Genomic DNA, 25,834 nt, shown 5'->3' with positions numbered 1-25,834 from the left:
ATAACGGCCCACCCCTTCGCAGCCACTCGTTCGCCCCCGCACGGGCCGCCGTACCGACGACGAGGAGACGCCGATGCCCCCAGGCATCACGCTCGCAGCTGACACGCCGCAGCTGTCCAGCGCCAACACCGGTTTCATGCTGATCTGCTCGGCGCTGGTCATGCTGATGACGCCCGGCCTCGCCTTCTTCTACGGAGGCATGGTCCGCGTCAAGAGCACCCTCAACATGCTGATGATGAGCTTCATCAGCCTCGGCATCGTCACGATCCTGTGGGTGCTGTACGGCTTCAGCCTCGCCTTCGGCGAGTCCAACGGCTTCGTCGGCTGGAGCAAGGACTACCTCGGTCTCAGCGGCATCGGCATCGTCCAGCTCTGGCCCGGCTACAGCATCCCCGTCTACGTCTTCGCCGTCTTCCAGCTGATGTTCGCGGTCATCACCCCGGCGCTGATAAGCGGCGCCCTCGCCGACCGCGTGAAGTTCAGCGCCTGGGCCCTGTTCATCACCCTCTGGGTCTCCCTCGTGTACTTCCCCGTCGCCCACTGGGTCTGGGCCTCCGACGGCTGGCTGTTCAAGAAGGGCGTCATCGACTTCGCGGGCGGCACCGCCGTCCACATCAACGCCGGAGCCGCCGCCCTCGGCGTGATCCTCGTCATCGGCAGGCGCGTCGGCTTCAAGAAGGACCCGATGCGCCCGCACAGCCTGCCGCTGGTGATGCTCGGCGCCGGGCTGCTGTGGTTCGGCTGGTTCGGCTTCAACGCCGGGTCCTGGCTCGGCAACGACGACGGCGTCGGCGCCGTCATGTTCGTCAACACCCAGGTCGCCACCGCCGCCGCCATGCTCGCCTGGCTGGGCTACGAGAAGCTGCGGCACGGCTCCTTCACCACCCTCGGCGCCGCCTCCGGCGCGGTCGCGGGCCTGGTCGCCATCACCCCCTCCGGCGGCTGCGTCAGCCCGCTCGGCGCGATCGCGGTCGGCGCGATCGCGGGCGTCCTGTGCGCCATGGCGGTCGGCCTGAAGTACCGCTTCGGCTTCGACGACTCCCTCGACGTCGTCGGCGTCCACATGGTCGGCGGCATCGCGGGCTCCCTCCTCGTCGGCCTCTTCGCCACCGGCGGCGTACAGTCCGACGCCAAGGGCCTCTTCTACGGCGGCGGCCTCGACCAGCTGGGCAAGCAGGCCATCGGCGTCGGCGCGGTCCTCGGCTACTCGCTCGTCGTCTCCGCCGTCCTCGCCCTCCTGCTCGACAAGACGATGGGGATGCGGGTCGCCGAGGACGACGAGATCTCGGGCATCGACCAGGTCGAGCACGCCGAGACGGCGTACGACTTCAGCGGCGCGGGCGGCGGCACCGTCCCGCGCACCCCGGCCCCCGCGCCGGGCCAGGCGGCGGCGCGCAACAAGAAGGTGGACGCATGAAGCTCATCACCGCGGTCGTCAAGCCGCACCGGCTCGACGAGATCAAGGAGGCCCTCCACGCCTTCGGCGTCCAGGGCCTGACCGTCACCGAGGCCAGCGGATACGGCCGCCAGCGCGGCCACACCGAGGTCTACCGGGGCGCCGAGTACACCGTCGACCTGGTCCCCAAGATCCGCATCGAGGTGCTGGTCGAGGACGAGGACGCCGAGCAGCTGATCGACGTCGTGGTCAAGGCCGCCCGCACCGGAAAGATCGGCGACGGCAAGGTGTGGAGCGTGCCGGTCGACAGCGTCGTGCGGGTGCGCACCGGCGAGGTCGGCCCCGACGCCCTCTGACCCGCCCCCGCACGACCCCCTTCCCGGTCCGCCCGACCGGGCACGGACCACTGGTACGGACAGGAGCTGCCGGGTGACGAGCACGGACGTCGGTACGCGGACGGAGGACCCGGGCCCCGGCGGCTACGCGGCGGCCCGGCTGCGCCTCCTGCACCAGGGGGCGCGGTCCGGGCCGCCGCGCCGCGCCGCCCTGGCGGCCCTCACCGACGAGTGGCTGGCCGCTCTGTTCACCGGGGCCGCCCGCACCGCCGGGGTGCGCGGCGCCGCCCTGGTCGCCGTCGGCGGCTACGGCCGCGGCGAACTCTCCCCGCGCAGCGACCTCGACCTGGTGCTGCTGCACGACGGCAGCGCGGGCACGAGCGCCGTCGCCGCCCTCGCCGACCGCCTCTGGTACCCGGTGTGGGACCTGGGCCTCGCCCTCGACCACTCCGTCCGCACCCCCGCCGAGGCCCGCCGGACCGCGGGCACCGACCTCAAGGCGCACCTCGGCCTCCTGGACGCCCGCCACCTCGCCGGCGAGCAGACGCTGACCGCCGGGCTGCGCACCGCAGTCCTCGCCGACTGGCGCGACCGGGCCCCCGCCCGCCTGCCCGAACTCGGCGAGCTGTGCCGCGAACGCGCCGAGCGGCAGGGCGAGTTGCGCTACCTCCTGGAGCCCGACCTGAAGGAGGCGCGCGGTGGACTGCGGGACGCCACCGCTCTGCGCGCGGTCGCCGCCTCCTGGCTCGCCGACGCCCCCCGCGAGGGCCTCGGCGAGGCCCGCCGCCACCTCCTGGACGTCCGGGACGCCCTGCACCTGGCCACCGGCCGCGCCACCGACCGCCTCGCCCTCCAGGAACAGGACGCCGTCGCCGCGGCCCTCGCCCTGCCGGACGCCGACGCCCTGCTGCGCCAGGTGTACGAGGCCGCGCGGACCATCGCGTACGCCGCCGACGTCACCTGGCGCGAGGTCGGCCGCGTCCTGCGGGCCCGCTCGGCCCGGCCCCGGCTGCGCGGACTGCTCGGCGGCCGGACCGCCCAGCCCGTCCGCACCCCGCTCGCCGAGGGCGTCGTCGAGCAGGACGGCGAAGTGGTGCTCGCGCTCGCCGCCCGGCCCGAACGGGACCCGGTGCTGCCGCTGCGGGCCGCCGCCGCCGCGCCCGCAGCGGACTGCCGCTCTCCCCGCACGCGGTGCGCAGACTGGCCGCGACCGCCAAGGCGCTGCCCGTGCCGTGGCCCGCCGAGGCCCGCGACGAACTGGTGACGCTGCTGGGGGCGGGCGAGTCCACCGTGCCCGTCTGGGAGGCCCTGGAGGCCGAGGGGCTCATCACCCGGCTGCTGCCCGACTGGGAGCGGGTGCGCTGCCGCCCCCAGCGCAACGCCGTCCACACCTGGACCGTCGACCGCCACCTGGTGGAGACCGCCGTCCGCGCCTCCGCCCTGACCCGCCGGGTGGGCCGCCCCGACCTGCTGCTCGTCGCCGCCCTGCTGCACGACATCGGCAAGGGCCTGCCCGGCGACCACAGCGTGGCGGGCGAGGCCGTCGCACGCGACGCGGCCACCCGCATCGGCTTCGACAAGGACGACGCCGCCGTCCTCGCCACCCTCGTCCGCCACCACCTGCTGCTGGTGGAGACGGCCACCCGGCGCGACCTCGACGACCCCGCCACCGTCCGGGCCGTCGCCGACGCCGTCGGGGCGCCCGCCACCCTGGAGCTGCTGCACGCCCTCACCGAGGCGGACGCCCTGGCCACCGGACCCGCCGCCTGGTCGTCCTGGCGCGGCTCCCTGGTGGCCGGCCTGGTCCAGCGGGCGGACGCGGTCCTCGCGGGCGCGCCCGCCGACCGCGAACCCCCGGCCGCCACCGCCGAACAGGAACGCCTCGCCATGGAGGCCCACCGCACCGCCGGACCCGTCCTCGCCCTGCGCGCCCAGAGCGACGCCCCGCCCGGCGGCGCGGGGTGCGAACCGCTCGGCGTCGAGCTCCTGATCGCCGTCCCCGACCAGCCCGGGGTGCTCCCGGCCGTCGCCGGTGTCCTGGCCGTGCACCGCCTGGCCGTGCGCACCGCCGAGCTGCGGGCCGTGGAGCTGCCCGACCGGGTCGGCGCGGACGTCCTGGTGCTCGACTGGCGGGTGGCCGCCGAGTACGGCTCGCTGCCGCAGGCGGCCCGGCTGCGCGCCGACCTGGTGCGCGCCCTCGACGGCAGCCTCGACATCCGCGCCCGGCTCGCCGAGCGCGAGGCGGCCCGCCGCCGGGGTCCCGCCGCCCCGCCGCCGCGCGTCACGGTCGCCCCGGCCGCCTCCCGGCTGGCCACCGTCATCGAGGTCCGCGCCCAGGACGCCCCGGGCCTGCTGCACCGCATCGGCCACGCCCTGGAGAGCGCCCGGGTACGGGTGCGCAGCGCCCACGTCAGCACGCTCGGGGCCAACGCGGTGGACGCGTTCTATGTGACGGACGCGTCCGGAGTGCCGCTCGCCCCGAAGGCGGCGGCCGAGGTCGCGCGGGGTGTGGAGCGGGCCCTGGCCCCCGCTTCCGCCTGATTCGTGCCGGGGGCGGGGTGGGGAATTGCCTCGCCGGGATAGTCTGGGGGGCGTTCACCCGACCGCCCTACGAGCCGAGGATCCGCGACCACCGTGTTCGACACCCTCTCCGACCGCCTCAGTGCGACATTCAAGAACCTCCGGGGCAAGGGCCGCCTGTCCGAGGCGGACATCGACGCCACGGCGCGCGAGATCCGTATCGCGCTGCTGGAGGCGGACGTCGCCCTGCCGGTGGTGCGCGCCTTCATCAAGAACGTCAAGGAGCGCGCGCTCGGTGCCGACGTCTCCAAGGCGCTGAACCCCGCCCAGCAGGTCCTCAAGATCGTCAACGAGGAGCTGGTGGCGATCCTCGGCGGCGAGACCCGCCGGCTGCGGTTCGCCAAGACCGCCCCGACCGTCATCATGCTGGCGGGTCTCCAGGGCGCCGGTAAGACCACCCTCGCCGGAAAGCTCGGCAAGTGGCTGGGGGAGCAGGGCCACTCCCCGCTCCTGGTCGCCTGTGACCTCCAGCGCCCCAACGCCGTCAACCAGCTCTCGGTCGTCGCCGAGCGCGCCGGTGTCGCGGTGTACGCGCCGGAGCCGGGCAACGGGGTGGGCGACCCGGTCAAGGTCGCGCAGGACTCCATCGAGTACGCCCGGTCGAAGCAGTACGACGTGGTCGTCGTCGACACCGCGGGCCGCCTCGGCATCGACCACGAGATGATGCAGCAGGCCGCGGACATCCGCGACGCGGTCAAGCCCGACGAGATCCTCTTCGTCGTCGACGCCATGATCGGCCAGGACGCGGTCAACACCGCCGAGGCGTTCCGCGACGGCGTCGGCTTCGACGGCGTGGTCCTCTCCAAGCTCGACGGCGACGCCCGCGGCGGTGCCGCGCTCTCCATCGCGCACGTCACCGGCAAGCAGATCATGTTCGCCTCCAACGGCGAGAAGCTGGAAGACTTCGACGCGTTCCACCCGGACCGCATGGCGTCGCGCATCCTCGACATGGGTGACCTGCTCACCCTGATCGAGCAGGCGGAGAAGACGTTCAGCCAAGAAGAGGCCGAGAAGATGGCCTCCAAGCTGGCGTCCAAGAAGGGCCAGGACTTCACGCTCGACGACTTCCTGGCGCAGATGGAGCAGGTCCGCAAGATGGGCTCCATCTCCAAGCTCCTCGGGATGCTCCCCGGCATGGGGCAGATCAAGGACCAGATCAACAACATCGACGAGCGCGACGTGGACCGCACCGCCGCGATCATCAAGTCGATGACCCCGGCCGAGCGCCAGGACCCCACCGTCATCAACGGCTCGCGCCGCGCCCGTATCGCCAAGGGCTCCGGCGTCGAGGTCAGCGCGGTCAAGAACCTCGTCGAGCGGTTCTTCGAGGCCCGCAAGATGATGTCGCGGATGGCCCAGGGCGGCGGCATGCCCGGGATGCCGGGCATGCCGGGCATGGGTGGCGGCCCGGGCCGGCAGAAGAAGCAGCAGAAGCAGGCCAAGGGCAAGCGCAAGAGCGGCAACCCGATGAAGCGCAAGGCCGAGGAGGAGGCCGCCGCCGCGCGCCGCGAGCAGGGCCCCGCGGGCCTGCCCGCCGCCGCGCAGGCCCCCGAGGACTTCGAACTGCCGGACGCGTTCAAGAAGTTCATGGGCTGACCCGCGGACGGTCTCCGTACGCCGTGTGCGCGGCGTACGGGAGGCGCTCCAGGTGTGTCGCGAAGGACCCGCGAGCCGTACCGGCCGCGGGTCCTTCCGCGTCCGCGCACCCGCCGGCATCCGCCCCCGGCCGCATCCGCCCGCGCCCAGCCGCCCCCGGCCCTGCCAGGCCGTACCCGTCCACCCCCGAACGGCCCCATCGGCCCACCCGGAATGCCCCGCTCTGTCCGCTCTCCGATAATCGCCGTACCGGCCAGAGGAGAGCAGCGTGCCCAGTCCCGTACCCCCGCGAGACCGCCCCGACCAGCCGTGGCGCTCCGAGGGCGCGCCTCCGCCGCCCCCGCCCAAGCGGAAGATGCCCGGGGGCTGGGGCGGCCTGATCCTCACCGCGCTGGTGGTCTACCTGATCACCAACCTGATCCTGTCGTTCTTCAACGAGGGCAACGAGCCCACGCTGTCGTACACCGAGTTCAGCAAGCAGGTCGCGGCCGGGAACGTGGAGAAGATCTACGCCAAGGGCGACGCGATCCAGGGCCAGCTCAAGACCTCCCAGGAGGTGCCGGGCGGCGGCGAGAAGTACACCAAGTTCACCACCCAGCGCCCCACCTTCGCCGACGACGACCTGTGGGCGCAGCTGACCAAGCAGAACGTCACGGTCACCGCCCAGCCCGTCGTCGAGCACCGCAGCTTCCTGGCCAACCTGCTGATCTCGCTCGCCCCGATGCTGCTGCTCGTCGTGCTGTGGCTGTTCATCGCCCGCCGGATGAGCGCCGGGATGGGCGGCGGCATGCTGGGCCGCAAGGCGCCGCCCAAACCCGTCGAGCTCACCGAGGACAAACGCACCACGTTCGAGGACGTCGCCGGGATCGACGAGGTCGAGGGCGAACTCAACGACGTCGTCGACTTCCTCAAGAACCCCGCCGCCTACCGCGAGATGGGCGCCCGGATGCCCGGCGGCGTGCTGCTCGCGGGCCCGCCCGGCACCGGCAAGACGCTCCTCGCGCGGGCCGTCGCGGGCGAGGCGGGCGTGCCGTTCTTCTCCGCCTCGGCGTCCGAGTTCATCGAGATGATCGTGGGCGTCGGCGCCTCCCGGGTCCGCGAACTGTTCGCCGAGGCCCGCAAGGTCGCCCCCGCCATCATCTTCATCGACGAGATCGACACCATCGGCCGGGCCCGCGGCGGCGGCGCCGGCATGGGCGGACACGACGAGCGCGAGCAGACCCTCAACCAGATCCTCACCGAGATGGACGGCTTCTCCGGCTCCGAGGGCGTCGTCGTCATCGCCGCCACCAACCGGGCCGACGTCCTGGACCCGGCGCTCACCCGGCCCGGCAGATTCGACCGGATCGTGCAGGTCAGCCCGCCCGACCGGGGTGGCCGCGAAGCCATCTTGAAGATCCACACCCGGGAGATCCCGATGGCGGGCGACGTCGACCTCGCCCAGCTGGCCCGCACCACCCCCGGCATGACCGGCGCCGAGCTCGCCAACCTCGCCAACGAGGCCGCGCTGCTCGCCGTCAAGCGCCGCCGGCGCGAGGTCACCCGCACCGACCTCTCCGACGCCCTGGAGAAGGTGCAGCTCGGCGCCGAGCGCCCGCTGGTCATGCCCGAGGAGGAGCGGCGCCGCACCGCCTACCACGAGAGCGGCCACGCCCTGCTCGGCATGCTCCAGCCGGGGGCCGACCCCGTACGCAAGATCACCATCGTGCCCCGGGGCAGGGCGCTAGGCGTGACGCTGTCCACCCCGGACGCCGACAAGTACGCGTACACCGAGGACTATCTGCGCGGGCGCATCATCGGCGCCCTCGGCGGCATGGCGGCCGAGCACGTCGTCTTCGACGTCATCACCACCGGCGCCGAGAACGACCTGGAGCAGGTCACCAACCTCGCGCGCGGGATGGTCGCCCGCTGGGGCATGAGCGAGAAGGTCGGCCCGCTGGCCGCGCTGCCCGGCGACATCCAGCAGGCGTACGGGCTGGCGGCGGCGCCCGAGACCCTGGACACCATCGCCCTGGAGATGCGCCGCATCGTGGACGAGTGCTACGCGCGCGCCTGCCAGCTGCTGCGCGACAACCGCCCCAAGCTCGACGCGCTGGCCGAGGCGCTCCTGAAGAACGAGACGCTGGAGGAGGAGGCCGCCTACGAGGCGGCGGGCATCCCCCGCCTGCGCAAGCACGAGGAGTGAACCGGCCGGGCACCGCCCGCGCCGCGGCCGTTCACGGCGTGCGCGCGATCAGATACCGGAACACGTTCGCCATCCACACCGTGCCGTCCTCGCGCAGATACGGGTGCAGGGCCTCCGTCAGCTCCTTCTCCACCTGCACCTGGTCGGTGGCCCGGGCCGCCGCGTCGAACAGGCCCGTCGACAGCAGCCCGCGCACCGCGCTCTCCAGGTCCGCGTAGCCGAACGGGCACGCCACCCGCCCCGACCCGTCGGGCCTCAGTCCCGCCCGCGCCGCCACGTCCTCCAGGTCGTCGCGACCGCTCGGCCGCCAGCGCGGCGCCTCGCTCAGCCGGCTCGCCACCCGCAGCACCGCCGAGGTGGCGCAGCGTTCCGGCGGACCCCAGCCCGCCAGCACCACCGCGCCGCCGTGCCCGGCCAGCCCCACCACCGGGCCGAGGGCCGCCGCCAGGTCCTCGTCGTCCCCCGCGGCGCAGCCGACCGGCTCCAGGGCGTACACCACGTCGTACGGCCGCGCGGACCGGCCCGCGAGCGCCTCGGGCCCGCCCTCGACGAGCAGCGCGCCACCGTCGCGGCCACCGCCCCACAGCCCCGGCGGCAGCAGCCGCTCCCGGGCCAGCGCCAGCTGCTCGGGCCGCCCGTCCAGGCCCGTCACCCGGGCGCCGCGGGCCGCCGCGAGCACCAGGGCGAGCCCGGAGCCGCAGTCCAGGCCGAGCAGCCGGGTGGCGGGTCCCACCTCCAGCCGCTCGTACACCGCTTCATGGAGCGGTACCAGCATGCGTTCCTGGATCTCCGCCCAGTCACGCGCGCGTGCACACGCACGCGCGGGCGTGGCGGAGGCCGCCAGGAACGGTTGCCGGACGAGCGTAGGTGTCATGGAAAGCGCCCCAATCCGCAGAAGAGGTCAGCCGTGCGCTGAATGACAGCCCCCGTGCACGTGCGGTCGCACTCCCCCCGTATGCCAGGGAACTCCGCATCCGCGGTCGCGTCCAGAGGGAGGGCGATTCACGTTCGGGGCCCCTGGGCCCGTACCATTCGCGCCATGGCAAAGGCACCCGTTCTCACGCCCCAGGCGGAAGACTTCCCCCGCTGGTACCAGGATCTGATCAACAAGGCCGAGCTCGCGGACAACGGTCCGGTGCGCGGCACCATGGTGATCCGGCCGTACGGCTACGGCCTGTGGGAGCGGATGCAGCAGGAGATGGACGCGCGCATCAAGGACGCGGGCGCCCAGAACGCGTACTTCCCGCTGTTCATCCCGCAGTCCTACCTGACCCGTGAGGCCGAGCACGTCGAGGGCTTCGCCCCCGAGCTCGCGGTCGTCACGCACGGCGGCGGCAAGGAGCTCGAAGAGCCCGTCGTGGTGCGCCCCACCTCCGAGACGATCATCAACGACTACTTCTCGAAGTGGGTGCAGAGCTACCGGGACCTGCCGCTGCTCATCAACCAGTGGGCCAACGTGGTCCGTTGGGAGATGCGCCCGCGCGTCTTCCTCCGTACGAGTGAGTTCCTCTGGCAGGAGGGCCACACCGCGCACGCCACCTACGAGGACGCCCGCGACTACGCGGCGCGCATCCACAAGGACGTCTACGCGGACTTCATGATCAACGTCCTGGGCATCGACGTGGTCCTCGGCCGCAAGACGCCCAAGGAGCGGTTCGCCGGCGCCATCAACACCCTCACGCTCGAAGGCATGATGGGCGACGGCAAGGCCCTCCAGATGGGCACCAGCCACGAGCTCGGCACCAACTTCGCCAAGGCGTTCAACACCCAGTACCTGTCCAAGGACAGCAAGCAGGAGCTCGTCTGGCAGACCTCCTGGGGCGTCTCCACCCGCATGGTCGGCGGTCTGATCATGTCGCACGGCGACGACAACGGCCTGCGGGTGCCGCCGCGCCTGGCCCACGTCCAGGTCGTCGTCATGGCGATCAAGGGCGACGAGGCCGTGGCCAAGGTCCGCGAGCTCGGCGACCGCCTCAAGGCGCTGGGCATCCGCGTCCAGGTCGACGACCGGGTGGACACCCCGTTCGGCCGCCGCGCGGTGGACTGGGAGCTCAAGGGCGTACCGGTGCGCATCGAGATCGGCCCGCGCGACCTGGAGGCCGGCACCGCGATGCTGGCCCGCCGCATCCCCGGCGGCAAGGAGTCCGTCTCCATCGACGCGCTCGGCGAACTGCTGCCCAAGGTCCTCGAAGAGGACCAGGCGCAGCTGCTGCGCGAGTCCCGTGAGCGCCGCGAGTCCCGCACCAGCGACGTCACCACCCTGGAGGAGGCAGCCGAGGCCGCCACCGCCGGCGGCTGGGCGCGCATCCCGTGGGCGACGCTGGGCGCCGAGGGCGAGGCCAAGCTGGCCGAGCAGGCCGTGACCGTACGGTGCCTGGTCGCCGAGGACGGGTCGGTCCCCGACGCCGACGACGCCCCCGGTACCGTCGCGATCGTCGCCCGCTCCTACTGAGCGGACGCCTGGCCAGTCCTCGTCGGCCGAAAACGCCCCTTGCGCGACGGCCGATCCCAGGAACCCCGGCGCGTGGACATCATCTACGCGCCGGGGCGTACACGCCGCTACGTACTACCTTGGTGCGAGCTGTGCGGCTTCTCCGCAGATCAGCGCACCCGCCCTCGTCCGGACGCATCAACGGCAACTGACGGGTACGTGCAAATTATTTGGGATGCCCCGGAATAGGAACACCGGGGCACTCCGGCTCGTTGTCACGACGTGAGCACGACACCACCTGTTCTCGCCGCAGAGCTGGCACAGGCGTGGGCCGACATTCAGCGGTACCACCCCGAGCTGCCCGACCTTGCCGCGCCCGAGTCCCTGATCGGAGAGTCCTCGTCCGCCTGCGGCGCCGAGCTCTCCTTCGAGCGACTGCTCCACGAAGCAGTCCACGGCATTGCCGCCGCCCGGGGTGTCCGCGACACATCCCGGGCCGGCCGCTACCACAACCGCAGATTCCTGGCCATCGCCGAGGAGCTAGGACTCGACCATCCGGAGGAGCCGCACCCCAGCAGCGGTTTCTCCCTGGTCGCCCTGAACCCGGAGGCGAGGCGCCGCTACCGGCCCACCATGGAACGGCTCCAGCGCGCGCTCAAGGCACACACCGTGGCCACCGCCGCCGACACCAAGCGCTCCTTCCGGGGCCCCGCCGCCCGGCACGGCTCCTCCGGCGGGGGAGTCCGCGTCAAGGCGGTCTGCGACTGCGGCCGCAATGTGCGCGTCGTCCCGTCCGTGCTCGCCCAGGCGCCCATCGTCTGCGGCGGCTGCGGCAAACCCTTCCGGATCCCCGAGGTCGTGGCCGCGGCGAGCTGACCCCCGGGCCGGTCGCCGCACGGGGGCGGCGCGGGCCCGGGCACGGCGCGGACACGCGGGTGCGCCGTACCGGGGGTGCCCCACGGACCCCCGGCATGCCCGGCCCCGGCATGTGGCACAATGGACAGCTGTACTCGACAGCCGCAAAGGACCCCTCTCTCCTCCGGCTGACGCGTCCATCGGGCACTCCGAGTACCGCAACCCCACGTGGCATCCCGTTGTGCCCCACCACGTCAAGACCAGGAGACACCACTCCAGTGGCAGTCAAGATCAAGCTCAAGCGCCTCGGCAAGATTCGCCAGCCGCACTACCGCATCGTCGTCGCCGACGCCCGCACCCGCCGTGACGGTCGCGCGATCGAAGAGATCGGTATCTACCACCCGACGTACAACCCGTCGCGCATCGAGGTCAACGCCGAGCGTGCGCAGTACTGGCTGTCGGTCGGCGCCCAGCCCACCGAGGCCGTGCTCGCCATCCTCAAGCTGACCGGCGACTGGCAGGCGCACAAGGGCCTCCCGGCCCCCGCGCCGCTGCTGCAGCCGGAGACGAAGGAGAGCAAGCGCCGCTCCTTCGACGAGTTCGCCAAGGCCCTCGAGGGCGACGACGCCAAGGGTGAGGCCATCACCCCCAAGGCCAAGAAGGCTGACAAGAAGGCGGACGAGGCTCCGGCCGACGCCGCCGAGTCGACCGAGGCCTGAGCATGCTCGAGGAGGCTCTTGAGCACCTCGTGAAGGGCATCGTCGACAACCCCGACGACGTGCAGGTCGCCTCGCGCAACCTGCGCCGTGGGCGCGTGCTGGAGGTCCGGGTCCACCCCGACGACCTCGGCAAGGTGATCGGCCGCAACGGCCGCACCGCCCGCGCCCTGCGGACCGTCGTGGGCGCCATCGGTGGCCGTGGCATCCGCGTCGACCTCGTCGACGTGGACCAGGTCCACTGACAAAGTTGGTCGTTTTACCGTAGATGCGCCGGCTCGGGCCGGGGAGGGCCATGCGCCCTCCCCGGCCCGCAGTCGTCTGCGGAGCCGTTTCCCCGGCCCGCGCAGCCCCGTAGGTCCCGACAGGAGAGTTGAACGACGTGCAGCTGGTAGTCGCGCGGATCGGCCGCGCCCACGGCATCAAGGGCGAGGTCACCGTCGAGGTGCGCACTGACGAGCCCGAGCTGCGGCTCTCGCCCGGCGCCGTCCTGGCCACCGACCCGGCCGCCACCGGGCCCCTCACCATCGAGACCGGCCGCGTCCACAGCGGCCGGCTGCTGCTGCGCTTCGAGGGCGTGCGCGACCGCACCTCCGCCGAGGCGCTGCGCAACACCCTCCTCATCGCCGACGTCGACCCCGACGAGCTGCCCGAGGAGGAGGACGAGTACTACGACCACCAGCTCATCGACCTCGACGTGGTCCTCGCCGACGGCACCGGGATCGGCCGGATCACCGAGATCTCGCACCTGCCGTCCCAGGACCTGTTCATCGTCGAGCGGCCCGACGGCACCGAGGTCATGATCCCCTTCGTCGAGGAGATCGTCACCGAGATCGACCTGGAGGAGCAGCGGGCCGTCATCGACCCGCCCCCCGGCCTGATCGACGACCGGGCGGTCATCGCCTCCGCCCGGGACGCGGCCGAGGACGACGCGAGCGGGACCGCCGGGGCCGACGGGTCCGAGACCGACGGGGCCCGGAACTGATGCGGCTCGACGTCGTCACGATCTTCCCCGAGTACCTGGAACCGCTGAACGTCTCCCTCGTCGGCAAGGCACGCGCGCGCGGACAGCTCGACGTCCACGTCCACGACCTGCGCGAGTGGACCCACGACCGGCACAACACGGTCGACGACACCCCCTACGGCGGCGGCCCCGGCATGGTCATGAAGACCGAGCCCTGGGGCGCCTGCCTGGACGACGCGCTGGCCGACGGCTACGAGGCCGGGGCGCACGGCCCCGTCCTGGTCGTCCCCACCCCCAGCGGACGCCCCTTCACCCAGGAACTCGCCGTCGAGCTCTCCGCCAAGCCGTGGCTGATCTTCACACCCGCGCGCTACGAGGGCATCGACCGCCGCGTCACGGACGAGTACGCCACCCGCATGCCCGTGTACGAGGTGTCCATCGGCGACTACGTCCTGGCGGGCGGGGAAGCCGCCGTCCTCGTCGTCACCGAGGCCGTCGCCCGGCTGCTGCCCGGCGTCCTCGGCAACGCCGAGTCCCACCGCGACGACTCCTTCGCCCCCGGCGCCATGGCCAACCTGCTGGAGGGCCCCGTCTACACCAAGCCCCCCGAGTGGCGCGGGCGCGGCATCCCGGACGTCCTCCTCTCCGGCCACCACGGCAAGATCGCCCGCTGGCGGCGGGACGAGGCGTTCCGGCGCACCGCCCTCAACCGGCCCGACCTGATCGAGCGCTGCGAGGCGTCCGCCTTCGACAAGAAGGACCGCGAACTGCTCTCGATCATGGGCTGGTCCCCGGAGCCGGGCGGCCGATTTTGGCGCAGGCCCCAGGACGTGGAAGAATAAGCAGCTGCTGTACGCCCGGACCAGGCCCCTGCCACAGGGGGAAGGGCACGCGTTCCCCGCACTCGCGGGAGTCGCCCCGAGGCGGTCCGGCGCGAACGGCACCCATCACATCATTTCGAACTGCCGATGACCTGTGGCATCGGCGAGGAAGCAGACACACATGTCGCACCTGCTCGACTCCGTCAACGCGGCCACGCTGCGCTCCGACGTCCCGGCCTTCCGCCCGGGTGACACCGTCAACGTGCACGTCCGCGTCATCGAGGGCAACCGCTCCCGTATCCAGCAGTTCAAGGGCGTCGTCATCCGCCGTCAGGGCTCGGGCGTCTCCGAGACCTTCACGGTCCGCAAGGTCTCCTTCTCCGTCGGCGTCGAGCGCACCTTCCCGGTGAACTCCCCGATCTTCGAGAAGATCGAGCTCGTCACCCGCGGTGACGTCCGCCGCGCCAAGCTGTACTACCTCCGTGAGCTCCGCGGCAAGGCCGCGAAGATCAAGGAGAAGCGCGACAACTGAGCCCCGGCTCACCGGCGGGCCCCGGCCCACCACCTTCGCGTACGGGTCCACAGGACGGGCGGATAGGCTCTGCCCCCGATGGACACCGAAGCACAGCACACGGAGCGCGACCTTCCCTCCACCCCTCAGCCGGGGCCGGAGCGGGGGTCGCGCTCCGCGCGTTTTCCCGCCCTCGCCACCGCCCTCGAAGGGCCCTGGCGCAAGACGGCGGCACTGTTCGCCCTCTGCCTCGTCTTCGTGCTGCTGCTCAGCCACTTCGTGCTCCAGCCCTTCCTCATCCCCAGCGGCTCCATGGAACCCACCCTCAAGGTGGGCGACCGGGTCCTCGTCAACAAGCTGGCCTACCGCTTCGGCGGCCACCCCGCCCGCGGTGACGTCGTCGTCTTCGACGGCCGGGGCTCCTTCACCGACGAACCCCCGGAGGGGAACCCGGTGGGCAGGGCCGTTCGTTCAGCGGTCGCGGCCCTGGGCCTGACGGAGCCGGCGGGGAACGTGTACGTGAAACGGATCGTCGGCGTCGGCGGCGACCGCGTCGTGTGCTGCGACAAGGGCGGGAGGGTCCAGGTGAACGGGACACCGGTGACCGAGGAGTACCTGCACCCGGGCGACGCGCCCTCGCAGGTGCCCTTCGACATCGTCGTGCCCGACGGCACCCTGTTCGTCCTGGGCGACCACCGCTCCCGCTCCAGCGACTCCCGCGACCACCTCGGCTCCCCGGGCGGCGGCATGGTCCCCGTCGACCACGTGGTGGGCCGGGTCGACTGGATCGGCTGGCCGTTCGGCCGCTGGTCCGGCGTCGACGGCTCGGGCGCCTTCGCACGCGTACCGGCACCCGGCGGCGCCCATGGGTAACCGGGGGCGCCCGCGCTCGGCCCCCCGCCCCGCCGACGAGCCCCTCCCCACCGGCACCAGACCGACGACACCGCGCCGGGTACCGGGACCACGACCGGATCCGGCCGATTCCGACGTCCGGGAGCCGGGCGGGCCGGGCTTCGGGGCCCCGGGCGGCCCCGGCCTTGGGGACCCGTCCGATTCCGGCCTCGGGGCCCCGGGCGGCCCCGGGTTCGCCGGCCCGGCCGACCCCGGCCTCCCGGCGCCGGAAGGCACCGACCTGCCGGAGCCGCCCGCCTCCGGCATCCCCGGTCCGCGCCCGGCGTCCGACTCCGCCCGGCCGCCCGGCCGCCGCGCCCAGCAGGGCCGCGCCGAGCGGCGCAAGCTCGCCCGCAAGGTCAAACGGCGCCGACGCAGGTCCGCCGTCAGGGAGATACCCCTGCTCATAGGGGTGGCGGTGCTGATCGCCCTCGTACTGAAGACCTTCCTCGTCCAGGCGTTCGTCATCCCGTCCGGCTCCATGCAGGACACCATCACCATCGGCGACCGGGTCCTGGTCGACAAGCTCACGCCCTGGTTCGGAGCCCGGCCGCACCGCGGTGACGTGGTGGTCTTCAAGGACCCCGGCGGCTGGCTCAAGGACGAGAAGAAGTCGGCAGGCGGCAGCGACCCCGTCGGCGTCAGACAGGTCAAACAGGGCCTCACCTTCATCGGACTGCTGCCGTCCGACAACGAACAGGACCTCATCAAACGCGTCATCGCCGTCGGTGGGGACACCGTCAAGTGCTGTGACGCCAACGGAAAGATCACCGTCAACGGCGTCCCCCTGGACGAGCCCTACGTCCAGCCCGGCAACCCGCCCTCGCAGATCAAGTTCGAGGTCAAGGTGCCCGAGGGCCGCCTCTTCGTGATGGGCGACCACCGCTCGAACTCGGCCGATTCCCGCTTCCACCTCGACGAGCCGTACCACGGCACGGTCTCCGAGGACGGGGTGATCGGGCGCGCCGTCGCCATCGTCTGGCCGCTGTCCCACTGGCGGCGCCTGGAGGAACCGGGCACCTTCGCCCCGGTGCCGGACGCGCCCGGCGGGTCGGCCGCCGCGCCCGGCGCTTCGCATAGGGTGTCCTCCCGGGATCCGGCAGCGGATCCCGCTGCATCGCGTGAAAAGACAGCAAACGAATCGATATCGGATGAACTGATATCGAACGAAGCGATCCGGCTCCCGAGCCCTGCGGAACTCCCGCTCGTTATGGGAGTGGTGGGCCTGCGTCTCGCACGGCGCGGGCGGTGGCACGGAGTGAGGAGTGGATGTGGGGGATTTGGCGGTCGGCGCACGATCCGGACACGACGAGCCCGAGGAGCGGCCGGAGCGGCCCGCCGAGCCGCCCGCGGCGGCCCGGGAGGCCCAGCAGGACGGCGGCGCGGGCGGGACCGCTGACGGCGGCGCCGGGGACGAGGGCGAGCCGGGCGGCGGCGCGGACCGCGACCCCGGCCCCAAGAAGCAGCGCTCCTTCTGGAAGGAGCTGCCGCTGCTCATCGGCATCGCCCTGGTCCTCGCCCTGCTGATCAAGACGTTCCTGGTGCAGGCGTTCTCGATCCCCTCGGACTCCATGCAGGACACCCTGCAGCGCGGCGACCGGGTGCTGGTCGACAAGCTGACCCCGTGGTTCGGCTCCACGCCCGAGCGCGGCGAGGTCGTCGTCTTCCACGACCCGGGCGGCTGGCTGGAGGACCAGAAGCCGGCCGAGCCCAACGCCGTGCAGAAGTTCCTCAGCTTCATCGGCCTGATGCCGTCCGCCGAGGAGAAGGACCTGATCAAGCGGGTCATCGCGACCGGCGGCGACACGGTGGAGTGCAAGAAGGGCGGCCCGGTCAAGGTCAACGGCCACGCCCTGAACGAGCCGTACATCTACCCCGGCGACAGCGCCTGCGACGACATGCCGTTCGGCCCGATCAAGGTCCCCAAGGGCCGGATCTGGGTGATGGGCGACCACCGCCAGAACTCGCTGGACTCCCGCTACCACCAGGAGCTGCCCGGCGGCGGCACCGTCTCCAACGACGAGGTGGTGGGCCGCGCGTTCACCATCGCCTGGCCGCTGAACCGCATCGACTGGCTCGGCATCCCCGGCACCTTCGACCAGAAGGGCCTCAACGCGATGGCGAACACGGGCCCGGTCGCGGCCGGACTGGCGGGCGCGGTGCCGATCGTGCTGTGGCGCCGCCGCAGGTTCGCCCGGTCCGGTGACGCGATCAACCGCACCGACCTGACCCGAGAGGGCTGACCCGGCGGGATACCGCCGGGTAGGGTGCCGTCCCAGATCGTCGACGTCTCCGGGCCGCGTGACACGCGGGGACCGGGGGAGGAGCACTGGGATGAGCGCAACAGGACAGGACGACGACGGCCACGGCCGCGGTCTCGGCAATCTGCTGTCGGGACTGGCCGTGGCCGTCGGCTGTCTCCTCTTCCTGGGCGGCTTCGCCTGGGGAGCCGTCGAGTACAAGCCGTACACGGTGCCGACCGAGTCCATGAACCCGACGGTGAAGGCGGGCGACCGGGTCCTGGCCCAGCGCATCGACGGCGCCGACGTGAAGCGCGGCGACGTGGTGATCTTCAAGGACAAGGTCTGGGGCAACGCCACGATGGTCAAGCGCGTGGTCGGCATAGGCGGCGACACCGTCAAGTGCTGCGACCAGGGCGGCAAACTCACCGTCAACGGCAAGACCGTCGAAGAACCGTATCTGCACGATGTGGCCCCCTCCACGAGCAAGTTCAGCGCCACGGTCCCCAAGGACCAGCTCTTCCTCCTCGGCGACCAGCGCAACGTCTCGCTGGACTCCCGGGTCCACCTGGAGGACGCCGCCAACGGCTCGGTGCCGCGCTCGGCCGTCAGCGCCCGCGTGGACGCCATCGCCTGGCCCCTGGACGGCATGCTGAAGCGCCCCGACGGCTTCAAGGAGTTCCCCGGCGGCATCTCGCAGCCGGGCCCGCTGAGGCTGATGGTGGGCGCGGTGATCGCCGGTGCCGTCCTGATCTTCGGCGGCGGGGTGTACGGGCCCGTGGCCGGATTCCTGGGACGCCGCCGTCGCGGCCGGGCCGACCGGGCGGGTGGGGGCGGTACGGGGACGGGTACGGGAGCGGGCGGTCGGGAGGTGTCCGTTGGCGGGCAGTGAGGGGGAGGGGCTCCTCGGCGGCCAGGGCACCGGTGCCCGGGGCGGTCAGGACATCGGCGACCAGGGTGGCCGGGGCGGCCGGGGCGGCCGGGGCGGCCGAGGCGCGGGCGGTCAGGACAGTCGGGGCGCCGGCGACCAGGACGGCCAGGACACGGGCGGCGGGCCCGGTGGGCCGCGCAGGGTCGCGCGGGTGGTGCTGCTCGACCCGCAGGACCGCATCCTGCTGATGCACGGCTTCGAACCGGACGACCCGTCCGACACCTGGTGGTTCACCCCGGGCGGCGGCCTGGAGGGCGACGAGACCCGCGCCGAGGCGGCCCTGCGCGAACTGGCCGAGGAGACCGGCATCACCGAGGTCGAACTCGGGCCGGTGCTGTGGCAGCGGATGTGCTCGTTCCCCTTCGACGGCCGCCGGTGGGATCAGGACGAGTGGTACTTCCTGGCCCGTACCACCCGCACCGATGCCGCGCCCACCGGCCTCACCGAGCTGGAACGACGCAGTACGGCCGGTCTGAGGTGGTGGACCTCCGCCGAACTGTCGGCGGCGCGTGAGACGGTGTACCCGACCAGACTCGCCGAGCTGCTGCGCACGCTGCTCGAAGAGGGTCCTCCGCGTGCGCCGGTGGTCCTGGCTCCGGAAATCGTCTAGGGGCGCCGGGGGCTGACGCACAATGGGGGGACGCACGGCTGAAGGGGAACATGCCATGAGCGCCGAGGACCTCGAAAAGTACGAGACCGAGATGGAGCTGAAGCTCTACCGGGAGTACCGCGACGTCGTCGGTCTGTTCAAATACGTGATCGAGACCGAGCGGCGTTTCTACCTCACCAATGACTACGAGATGCAGGTGCACTCGGTCCAGGGCGAGGTGTTCTTCGAGGTGTCGATGGCCGACGCCTGGGTCTGGGACATGTACAGGCCGGCCAGGTTCGTCAAGCAGGTGCGGGTCCTCACCTTCAAGGACGTGAACATCGAGGAGCTCAACAAGAGCGACCTCGAACTGCCGGGCGGCTGATCCGGCCCGGGACACCGTCCCGCGCCGCGCGCTCGCCGCGGGGCTCCCGTACGCCACGCGTTCCTTCGGGGGCGCGTGGCCTTCTCTGTATGCCCGCATCTGTGCGCCTGTGTCAGCGCCGCGTGCGGCATCACCCTCGCGAGTGACGGAGTTTTCCCCAGCCCGGGGGTTGTCCACCAAGATCCACTTCTTGGGCGGGGGTGCGTGACAGTCGGTACCGGAGGTGGTGCCGAATGTACGCACGAGGAGCACTCGGACGGTACGGCGAAGACCTGGCGGCCCGACTGCTGACAGGCGCAGGAATGACAGTGATCGCCCGCAACTGGCGGTGCGGCAGGACCGGAGAGATCGACATCGTCGCCCGCGACGGCGACGTCCTGGTGGTCTGCGAGGTGAAAACACGCCGAGCGGGCAGCTTCCAGCACCCCATGGCCGCCGTCACCCCGGACAAGGCCGCCCGGCTCAGACACCTCGCCGAACGGTGGCTCGCCGACCACGGCGGACCGCCCCCGGGCGGCGTCCGCATCGACCTGGTCGGCATCGTCCTGCCCCGCAAGGGCGCAGCCCGCACCGAGCACGCGCGGGGGGTGGCGTGAATGGGATTCGCCCGCACCTGCTCCGTCGCCCTCGTCGGCGTCGAAGGAGTCGTCGTCGAAGTCCAGGCCGACCTCGAACCCGGAGTCGCCGCCTTCACCCTCGTCGGCCTCCCCGACAAGAGCCTCAGCGAAAGCCGCGACCGCGTCAGGGCCGCCGTCGTCAACTCCGGAGCCGACTGGCCCCAGAAGAAACTCACCGTGGGCCTCAGCCCCGCCTCCGTCCCCAAAGGCGGCAGCGGCTTCGACCTCGCCGTAGCCTGCGCGGTCCTCGGCGCGGCCGAACGGATCGACCCACGAGAACTAGCCGACCTCGTCATGATCGGAGAACTGGGCCTCGACGGCCGGGTGCGGCCCGTCCGCGGCATCCTGCCCGCCGTCCTCGCCGCCGCCGAAGCCGGATACCAACAAGTCGTCGTCCCCGAACAGACCGCCGCGGAAGCCTCCCTGGTCCCCGGCGTCTCCGTCCTCGGCGTCCGCAGCCTGCGCCAGCTCATCGCCGTCCTCACCGACGCACCCGTCCCCGAGGAGGAGCCCGCCGAAGAGGGCAGGCCCGATCCCATGCTCGCCGGACTGGTCGTCCCCGGCGCCGGAGTCGGCACCGGCCTCTCCGCCGACGCCGACACCACCCCGCCCGACCTCGCCGACGTCGCCGGACAGCGCGGCGCCCGCACCGCCCTCGAAGTCGCCGCCGCCGGAGGCCACCACCTGATGCTCCACGGCCCGCCCGGCGCGGGCAAAACCATGCTGGCCGAGCGGCTCCCCGGCATCCTGCCGCCCCTCACCCGCCAGGAATCCCTCGAAGTCACCGCGATCCACTCCGTCGCCGGAATCCTGCCCCCGGGCAAACCGCTCGTCCGCAAAGCCCCCTACTGCGCCCCGCACCACTCGGCGACGATGCAGTCCCTGGTCGGCGGAGGCAACGGACTGCCGCGCCCCGGCGCCGTCTCCCTCGCCCACCGGGGCGTCCTCTTCCTCGACGAAGCCCCCGAGTTCACCGGAAAAGCCCTCGACTCCCTGCGCCAGCCCCTGGAAGCCGGCCACGTCGTCATCGCCCGCAGCGCCGGAGTCGTCCGCCTGCCCGCCCGCTTCCTCATGGTCCTCGCCGCCAACCCGTGCCCCTGCGGACGCCACACCCTCCACGGAGCGGGCTGCGAATGCGCCCCCTCCGCGATCCGCCGCTACCAGGCCCGGCTCTCCGGCCCGCTCCTCGACCGCGTCGACCTGCGCGTCGAAGCCGAACCGGTCCGCCGCGAAGACCTGCTCGCGCAAGGCGGCCGAGGGGAATCCACCGCCGTCGTCGCCGCCCGCGTCCTCGCCGCCCGCGAACGGGCCACCGCCCGGCTCCAAGGCACCCCCTGGACCACCAACAGCGAAATCCCCGGCCACGAACTGCGCACCCGCTGGCTCGCCGCCCCCGGAGCCCTCGCCGCGGCCGAACGCGACATGGAACGCGGCCTGCTCACCGCCCGAGGTCTCGACCGCGTCCTCCGCGTCGCCTGGACCGTCGCCGACCTCTGCGGCCACGACCGCCCCGACGAAAACCACATCGGCCTCGCCCTGGAACTCAGAACGGGCATCTCACGGGGCACGCCGGTACCAGTGGGAGGTGCGGGGTGAACACGGGCTTCCCGGACGGGGGGTTCTCGGCGGGCGGAGGGCTCCCGGCGGCGGAGGAGGGCTCGGCGGGCGCGGAGTTCCCGTTGAGCCCGGGGTTCCCAGAGGGTGTGGGGAGGCAGCCGGGCCCGGGGGGCGCGGAGAGGCGGCCGGGCGTGGGGGAGCCGGTGGACGAGCGGCCGGGCGGAGACTCCGGCGACCGCTCCGGCGCCGGGCATGACCCCGGTGCCGGCCCAGGAGCAGGATCCGGAGCTGGAGCTGGTCCCGGTTCAGAAACCGGATCCGGACCTGAATCCGGCTCAAGAACAGGACCCGGCTCGGAAGCAGGACTTGGCCCCGGCCCCGGCGCGAGCGTCCGCCCCCTCGACCCCGAGCGCGTGGCCCGGGCCGCCCTCACCCGGGTCATCGAGCCGGGCGACGAGCGCGCCGGCCGATGGCTGCGCATCCACGGCGCCGCGGAACTGATGCGGCTCCTCACCACCCCCGAGGACCCCGACGCACCCCTCACCGGCGTCAGCGCCGCCCGGCTCGCCGGCTACCGCAGACGCGCCGCGGCGGCAGACCCCGAACGCGACCTGGCCGCACTGGACGACCTCGGCGGACGGTTCGTCTGCCCCGGCGATCCCGAATGGCCCGGACAACTCGACGACCTCGGCGACGCCCGCCCCGTCGGACTATGGCTACGAGGCGCGGCCGACCTGCGGATATGGGCACTGCGATCCGTCGCCGTGGTCGGCGCCCGCGCCTGCACCCCCTACGGCGCCCACATGGGCGCCACCCTCGGCGCCGGGCTCGCCGAGAAAGGCTGGGTCGTGGTCTCCGGCGCAGCCGCGGGAGTCGACGGCGCCGCCCACCGCGGCACCCTCGCGGCAAGCGGCGCCACCATCGCCGTCCTCGCCAGCGGAGTCGACGTCGTCTATCCGCGCGGCCACGCCGAGTTGATCGGCCGCATCGCGCAACAGGGCCTCATCGTCAGCGAGTTGGCGCCGGGCGATCACCCCACGCCCGGCCGATTCGTCCTGCGCAACCGCGTCATCGCCGCCCTCACCCGCGGCACCGTCGTCGTCGAAGCCGAATACCGCAGCGGCTCCCTCGCCACCGCCCGCAACGCCCAACGGCTCGGCCGCCACACCATAGGCGTACCCGGCCCCGCCACCAGCGGACTCTCCGCCGGAGTGCACGAACTGCTGCGCGGTGAGGCCACCCTCGTCACCGACGCCGCGGAAATCGTCGAACTCGTTGGAGAAATGGGCGAACTCGCCCCGGTCCGACGGGGCCCCGTCCTGCCCCGCGACCTCCTCGCCCCCGCCACCACCCACGTACTCGACGCACTCCCCGGCCACGGCACCGCCCCCACCAGCGACATCGCCCGCCACGCCGGAACCAGCACCGAGCAGGCGCTGGGAAGACTGTACGAACTGCACTCCCTCGGCTTCGTCGAACGCGACGGCGACGGATGGCGGTTGGCCCCCGCCGCACGCCGACCGCGCGGCACCCGGCGAGGCGGTGCTTGACCTGGAGCATTCGGGTGAAAAGGTAAGGCCGATGACCACCGAGGGCCGCACCACAGCGCTTTCGGGGCCGACGCCCGCCGCGACGGCCCCCCACCGCACACGTGACCGGCAACCCGAACAGGGCAGCGCCGAGACGCCCACGTTCGCGCACCGCAATACGCCGGTCACGCTACGCTCACGAGAACCCCGCAGCACCAGCAGCTCCCCGCTCACGTCACAGCAGAACGGCTCAAGGCAACGCATGCCCCAGCACACCTCCGGGTCTGACCGCGCCGCAGCTCCCCCCGCTGCCCGCGCCGGTGGCACCGTGCGACCACCGGCACCCTCCTCCGTGGACGAACTGTGGCGCTCGTACAAGAACAGCGGCGACGAGCGCCTGCGCGAGCAGCTGATCCTGCACTACTCACCGCTGGTCAAATACGTCGCGGGCCGAGTGAGCGTCGGCCTGCCCCCCAACGTCGAACAGGCCGACTTCGTCTCCTCCGGAGTCTTCGGGCTCATCGACGCCATCGAGAAGTTCGACATCGAACGGGCCATCAAGTTCGAGACGTACGCCATCACCCGCATCCGCGGCGCGATGATCGACGAACTCCGCGCACTCGACTGGATCCCCCGCTCCGTACGGCAGAAGGCACGCGCCGTCGAGCGCGCCTACGCCACCCTCGAAGCCCAACTGCGCCGCACCCCCTCGGAGAACGAGGTCGCCGCCGAAATGGGCATCGCCGTCGAAGAACTGCACGCGGTATTCAGCCAGTTGTCCCTCGCCAACGTGGTCGCCCTGGAAGAGCTGCTCCACGTCGGCGGCGAGGGCGGCGACCGCCTCAGCCTCATGGACACCCTGGAGGACACCGCCGCCGACGACCCCGTCGAAGTCGCCGAAGACCGCGAACTGCGAAGACTCCTCGCCCGCGCCATCAACACCCTCCCCGAACGCGAGAAGACCGTCGTCACGCTCTACTACTACGAGGGCCTCACCCTCGCCGAGATCGGCAACGTCCTCGGGGTCACCGAGAGCCGCGTCAGCCAGATCCACACCAAGTCCGTCCTCCAGCTCCGGGCCAAACTCGCCGACGTCGGCCGCTGAGCGCACGCTCCCCGCCGAATAGCCGCCTGCCCCGCCGCGGACCCGCACCCCCGCCTTACAGTGGACCGGTGCCAAGGATTCGAGCGGCCTCAGTGGCCGAGCACCGCACGATGCAGCGCGCCGCCCTGCTGGACGCCGCCCGCACCCTGCTCTCCGAGGGCGGCACCGACGCCCTGACCTTCCCGGCCCTGGCCGAGCGCACCGGCCTCGCCCGGTCCTCCGTCTACGAGTACTTCCGCTCCCGGGCCGCCGTCGTCGAAGAACTCTGCTCCGTCGACTTCCCGCTCTGGGCGGCCGACATCGAGGCCGCGATGCAGCAGGCCGCCGGACCCGAGGCCAAGGTCGAGGCGTATGTACGCCGCCAGCTGGAGCTCGTCGGGGACCAGCGGCACCGCGCCGTCGTCGCCATCTCCGCCAGCGAGCTCGACGCCGGCGCCCGCGAGAAGATCCGCGCCGCCCACGGCGACCTCATCGCCATGATCGTCGAAGCCCTCGCCGACCTCGGCCACGCCCAGCCGCGCCTCGCCGCCATGCTGCTCCAGGGCGTGGTCGACGCCGCGGTCCGCCGCATCGAACTCGGCGCCCCCGAAGACCCCGCGGCCGTGACCCACGCGGCGGTGGGGATGGCGCTGCGGGGAGTGGTGGGCTGAGGACGCGGGGGCGGCAACCAAATCCACCTCTGGGGGCCCACCCCCTCCCCCCCGCCCCCCACCCCCTCAAGCCTTCACCCCACCCCCCACACCGGCAGCAGGCGGGCGTGACCGCTGTGCATGAGTGCCAGCGGGTTCAGATAGGTGTCGCCCCGTTTGAGCCCCCAGTGAAGGCAGCTCTGCGTACAGTGCGGCGGCGCGCCCCCAGCACCGCCCCCGGCCCCACCCCCACCAGGGCCTTCATTCGGCCCCGGCTCGGCGCCCCCACTCCCGCGCCCTCCACCACCAGCGCCTGTCCCAGCTCCCGACCCCGTATCCGCTCCCGGTCCGGACCGCGTGTCCTCCAGTACCCCCACGGTCTGCCCCGCGCGTACCCGCTCGCCCGGGGTGACGAGGGCGCGTACTGGCTCGTACGTGGTGCGCAGGGGTGGGGTGCCCGTGTTGTCGAGGGTGATCGTGAGGACGCCCCGGCCCGCGACGGGGCCGGTGAAGGTGATCCGGCCCGGGGCGACGGCCCGGATCTCCGTGCCGGGTGGGGCCGCCAGGTCGATGCCGCGGTGGCCGGGGCCGTACGGAGTCGCGGGCGGGTTCCAGCCGCGCAGGATCACCGGTGTCCCGGGGACCGGCCAGAGCCGTCCTCCGGCCCGGTAGGGCGCACCCGCCGCCGCAACGGCATCCGTATGCGCACCCCCACTCCCATCCCCGCCTCCACCCGCAGTCAGGGGCGCAAGGTCCCGCACCCCCACCGGCGTCCCCCGCAAGGGCTCGGTCAAGGGCTCGGCCAGGTGCTCGGGCAGGGGCGCGGCCAAGGCGGCCAGTGCGGCCGTCGCGGTGAGGCGGAGCAGTGTGCGGATCATGGGGGAAATGATCCCGGGGGCGGGGGATTCGCGGTGATCATGGAGTCTGGCTGTGGACAAACAGGGGGTTGTGGACAGGGCCGTCACCCGGGG

24 protein-coding genes and 1 pseudogene are annotated in these 25,834 nt (G+C 72.6%); 23 read left to right on the top strand and 2 right to left on the bottom strand.

The window, feature by feature from the left end; translation table 11 throughout:
- The first annotated feature begins 73 nt into the window (after positions 1 to 73).
- From AB5J87_RS10030 to ftsH, 5 genes and pseudogenes are all read left to right on the top strand, one after another.
- The gene (locus tag AB5J87_RS10030; protein ID WP_369376032.1) at positions 74 to 1,417 is read left to right on the top strand and encodes an ammonium transporter; all 1,344 of its coding nucleotides are present in this window, start codon (positions 74 to 76) and stop codon (positions 1,415 to 1,417) included.
- Positions 1,414 to 1,752 (top strand): P-II family nitrogen regulator, encoded by a 339-nt coding sequence (locus tag AB5J87_RS10025; RefSeq protein ID WP_369376031.1) that lies wholly within the window; start codon positions 1,414 to 1,416, stop codon positions 1,750 to 1,752. The genes AB5J87_RS10030 and AB5J87_RS10025 overlap by 4 nt, the downstream gene beginning before the upstream one ends.
- 73 nt (positions 1,753 to 1,825) lie before the next feature.
- A pseudogene (locus AB5J87_RS10020) lies at positions 1,826 to 4,272 on the top strand ([protein-PII] uridylyltransferase).
- Positions 4,273 to 4,365: 93 nt separating this feature from the next.
- Positions 4,366 to 5,907, top strand: coding sequence for a signal recognition particle protein (ffh, locus tag AB5J87_RS10015; RefSeq protein WP_369376030.1), 1,542 nt, complete (start codon positions 4,366 to 4,368; stop codon positions 5,905 to 5,907).
- A gap of 268 nt (positions 5,908 to 6,175) precedes the next feature.
- Positions 6,176 to 8,092, top strand: coding sequence for an ATP-dependent zinc metalloprotease FtsH (ftsH, locus tag AB5J87_RS10010; RefSeq protein ID WP_369376029.1), 1,917 nt, complete (start codon positions 6,176 to 6,178; stop codon positions 8,090 to 8,092).
- A 31-nt stretch (positions 8,093 to 8,123) separates the two neighbouring features.
- Here the strand turns inward: ftsH and AB5J87_RS10005 are convergent, their stop codons facing one another.
- Positions 8,124 to 8,966 (bottom strand): class I SAM-dependent methyltransferase, encoded by an 843-nt coding sequence (locus AB5J87_RS10005; protein WP_369376028.1) that lies wholly within the window; start codon positions 8,964 to 8,966, stop codon positions 8,124 to 8,126.
- A 165-nt stretch (positions 8,967 to 9,131) separates the two neighbouring features.
- Between AB5J87_RS10005 and proS the strand changes: the two genes are divergently transcribed.
- The 18 genes from proS (at position 9,132) to AB5J87_RS09915 (ending at position 24,884) form a co-directional block, all read left to right on the top strand.
- The gene (gene proS / locus AB5J87_RS10000) at positions 9,132 to 10,544 is read left to right on the top strand and encodes a proline--tRNA ligase (protein WP_369376027.1); all 1,413 of its coding nucleotides are present in this window, start codon (positions 9,132 to 9,134) and stop codon (positions 10,542 to 10,544) included.
- A gap of 261 nt (positions 10,545 to 10,805) precedes the next feature.
- Positions 10,806 to 11,399 (top strand): hypothetical protein, encoded by a 594-nt coding sequence (locus tag AB5J87_RS09995; protein WP_067164754.1) that lies wholly within the window; start codon positions 10,806 to 10,808, stop codon positions 11,397 to 11,399.
- Between the two features lie 257 nt (positions 11,400 to 11,656).
- Positions 11,657 to 12,097, top strand: a complete 441-nt coding sequence (rpsP, locus tag AB5J87_RS09990; protein ID WP_369376026.1) for a 30S ribosomal protein S16 — start codon at positions 11,657 to 11,659, stop codon at positions 12,095 to 12,097.
- Positions 12,098 to 12,099: 2 nt separating this feature from the next.
- Positions 12,100 to 12,339, top strand: coding sequence for an RNA-binding protein (locus AB5J87_RS09985; protein ID WP_018850017.1), 240 nt, complete (start codon positions 12,100 to 12,102; stop codon positions 12,337 to 12,339).
- Positions 12,340 to 12,476: 137 nt separating this feature from the next.
- Positions 12,477 to 13,079: a ribosome maturation factor RimM gene (gene rimM, locus AB5J87_RS09980; RefSeq protein WP_369376025.1), complete on the top strand. Its 603-nt coding sequence runs from the start codon at positions 12,477 to 12,479 to the stop codon at positions 13,077 to 13,079.
- The gene (gene trmD, locus AB5J87_RS09975) at positions 13,079 to 13,900 is read left to right on the top strand and encodes a tRNA (guanosine(37)-N1)-methyltransferase TrmD (protein WP_369376024.1); all 822 of its coding nucleotides are present in this window, start codon (positions 13,079 to 13,081) and stop codon (positions 13,898 to 13,900) included. Before rimM ends, trmD begins: the two co-directional genes overlap by 1 nt.
- 160 nt (positions 13,901 to 14,060) lie before the next feature.
- Positions 14,061 to 14,411, top strand: a complete 351-nt coding sequence (gene rplS / locus AB5J87_RS09970; protein ID WP_188275308.1) for a 50S ribosomal protein L19 — start codon at positions 14,061 to 14,063, stop codon at positions 14,409 to 14,411.
- 78 nt (positions 14,412 to 14,489) lie between these two features.
- On the top strand, positions 14,490 to 15,263 hold the full coding sequence (gene lepB / locus AB5J87_RS09965) for a signal peptidase I (RefSeq protein WP_369376023.1): 774 nt from the start codon (positions 14,490 to 14,492) through the stop codon (positions 15,261 to 15,263).
- On the top strand, positions 15,256 to 16,680 hold the full coding sequence (gene lepB, locus AB5J87_RS09960; RefSeq protein ID WP_369376022.1) for a signal peptidase I: 1,425 nt from the start codon (positions 15,256 to 15,258) through the stop codon (positions 16,678 to 16,680). Before lepB (AB5J87_RS09965) ends, lepB (AB5J87_RS09960) begins: the two co-directional genes overlap by 8 nt.
- Positions 16,562 to 17,524: a signal peptidase I gene (gene lepB / locus AB5J87_RS09955; RefSeq protein WP_369383453.1), complete on the top strand. Its 963-nt coding sequence runs from the start codon at positions 16,562 to 16,564 to the stop codon at positions 17,522 to 17,524. Before lepB (AB5J87_RS09960) ends, lepB (AB5J87_RS09955) begins: the two co-directional genes overlap by 119 nt.
- 91 nt (positions 17,525 to 17,615) lie before the next feature.
- Positions 17,616 to 18,413, top strand: coding sequence for a signal peptidase I (gene lepB, locus AB5J87_RS09950; protein WP_369376021.1), 798 nt, complete (start codon positions 17,616 to 17,618; stop codon positions 18,411 to 18,413).
- 52 nt (positions 18,414 to 18,465) lie between these two features.
- On the top strand, positions 18,466 to 19,062 hold the full coding sequence (locus AB5J87_RS09945; RefSeq protein WP_369383452.1) for an NUDIX hydrolase: 597 nt from the start codon (positions 18,466 to 18,468) through the stop codon (positions 19,060 to 19,062).
- A 55-nt stretch (positions 19,063 to 19,117) separates the two neighbouring features.
- Entirely contained in the window at positions 19,118 to 19,426 is a 309-nt protein-coding gene (locus tag AB5J87_RS09940; protein ID WP_003965949.1) for a DUF2469 domain-containing protein, read from the top strand.
- Positions 19,427 to 19,659: 233 nt separating this feature from the next.
- Entirely contained in the window at positions 19,660 to 20,022 is a 363-nt protein-coding gene (locus AB5J87_RS09935; protein WP_369376020.1) for a YraN family protein, read from the top strand.
- Positions 20,023 to 21,639: a YifB family Mg chelatase-like AAA ATPase gene (locus AB5J87_RS09930; RefSeq protein WP_369376019.1), complete on the top strand. Its 1,617-nt coding sequence runs from the start codon at positions 20,023 to 20,025 to the stop codon at positions 21,637 to 21,639.
- A gap of 374 nt (positions 21,640 to 22,013) precedes the next feature.
- Positions 22,014 to 23,150 (top strand): DNA-processing protein DprA, encoded by a 1,137-nt coding sequence (gene dprA, locus AB5J87_RS09925; RefSeq protein WP_369376018.1) that lies wholly within the window; start codon positions 22,014 to 22,016, stop codon positions 23,148 to 23,150.
- Positions 23,151 to 23,391: 241 nt separating this feature from the next.
- Positions 23,392 to 24,234 carry an RNA polymerase sigma factor WhiG gene (gene whiG / locus AB5J87_RS09920; protein ID WP_369376017.1) on the top strand — a complete coding sequence of 281 codons (843 nt, stop codon included), beginning with the start codon at positions 23,392 to 23,394 and terminating at the stop codon, positions 24,232 to 24,234.
- Positions 24,235 to 24,326: 92 nt separating this feature from the next.
- Positions 24,327 to 24,884, top strand: a complete 558-nt coding sequence (locus tag AB5J87_RS09915) for a TetR/AcrR family transcriptional regulator (RefSeq protein WP_369383451.1) — start codon at positions 24,327 to 24,329, stop codon at positions 24,882 to 24,884.
- A gap of 74 nt (positions 24,885 to 24,958) precedes the next feature.
- Here the strand turns inward: AB5J87_RS09915 and AB5J87_RS09910 are convergent, their stop codons facing one another.
- Entirely contained in the window at positions 24,959 to 25,606 is a 648-nt protein-coding gene (locus tag AB5J87_RS09910) for a murein hydrolase activator EnvC (RefSeq protein WP_369383450.1), read from the bottom strand.
- Positions 25,607 to 25,834 lie beyond the last annotated feature (228 nt).

The sequence above is a fragment of the Streptomyces sp. cg36 genome (assembly GCF_041080675.1).
In the GTDB taxonomy this organism is placed as follows: Bacteria; Actinomycetota; Actinomycetes; order Streptomycetales; family Streptomycetaceae; genus Streptomyces.
The sequence above is the reverse complement of the archived record's forward strand: the minus strand, read 5'-3'. Positions and strand labels throughout refer to the sequence as shown.

Coding starts and splice junctions, on each gene's coding strand:
- proS (WP_369376027.1), top strand. CDS start 9,132: ATGGCAAAGGCACCCGTTCTCACGCCCCAGGCGGAAGACTTCCCCCGC.
- AB5J87_RS10005 (WP_369376028.1), bottom strand. CDS start 8,966: ATGACACCTACGCTCGTCCGGCAACCGTTCCTGGCGGCCTCCGCCACG.
- trmD (WP_369376024.1), top strand. CDS start 13,079: ATGCGGCTCGACGTCGTCACGATCTTCCCCGAGTACCTGGAACCGCTG.
- AB5J87_RS09935 (WP_369376020.1), top strand. CDS start 19,660: ATGTACGCACGAGGAGCACTCGGACGGTACGGCGAAGACCTGGCGGCC.
- whiG (WP_369376017.1), top strand. CDS start 23,392: ATGCCCCAGCACACCTCCGGGTCTGACCGCGCCGCAGCTCCCCCCGCT.
- AB5J87_RS09940 (WP_003965949.1), top strand. CDS start 19,118: ATGAGCGCCGAGGACCTCGAAAAGTACGAGACCGAGATGGAGCTGAAG.
- AB5J87_RS10030 (WP_369376032.1), top strand. CDS start 74: ATGCCCCCAGGCATCACGCTCGCAGCTGACACGCCGCAGCTGTCCAGC.
- lepB (WP_369376021.1), top strand. CDS start 17,616: ATGAGCGCAACAGGACAGGACGACGACGGCCACGGCCGCGGTCTCGGC.
- AB5J87_RS09930 (WP_369376019.1), top strand. CDS start 20,023: ATGGGATTCGCCCGCACCTGCTCCGTCGCCCTCGTCGGCGTCGAAGGA.
- AB5J87_RS09985 (WP_018850017.1), top strand. CDS start 12,100: ATGCTCGAGGAGGCTCTTGAGCACCTCGTGAAGGGCATCGTCGACAAC.
- lepB (WP_369376022.1), top strand. CDS start 15,256: ATGGGTAACCGGGGGCGCCCGCGCTCGGCCCCCCGCCCCGCCGACGAG.
- rplS (WP_188275308.1), top strand. CDS start 14,061: ATGTCGCACCTGCTCGACTCCGTCAACGCGGCCACGCTGCGCTCCGAC.
- lepB (WP_369376023.1), top strand. CDS start 14,490: ATGGACACCGAAGCACAGCACACGGAGCGCGACCTTCCCTCCACCCCT.
- AB5J87_RS10025 (WP_369376031.1), top strand. CDS start 1,414: ATGAAGCTCATCACCGCGGTCGTCAAGCCGCACCGGCTCGACGAGATC.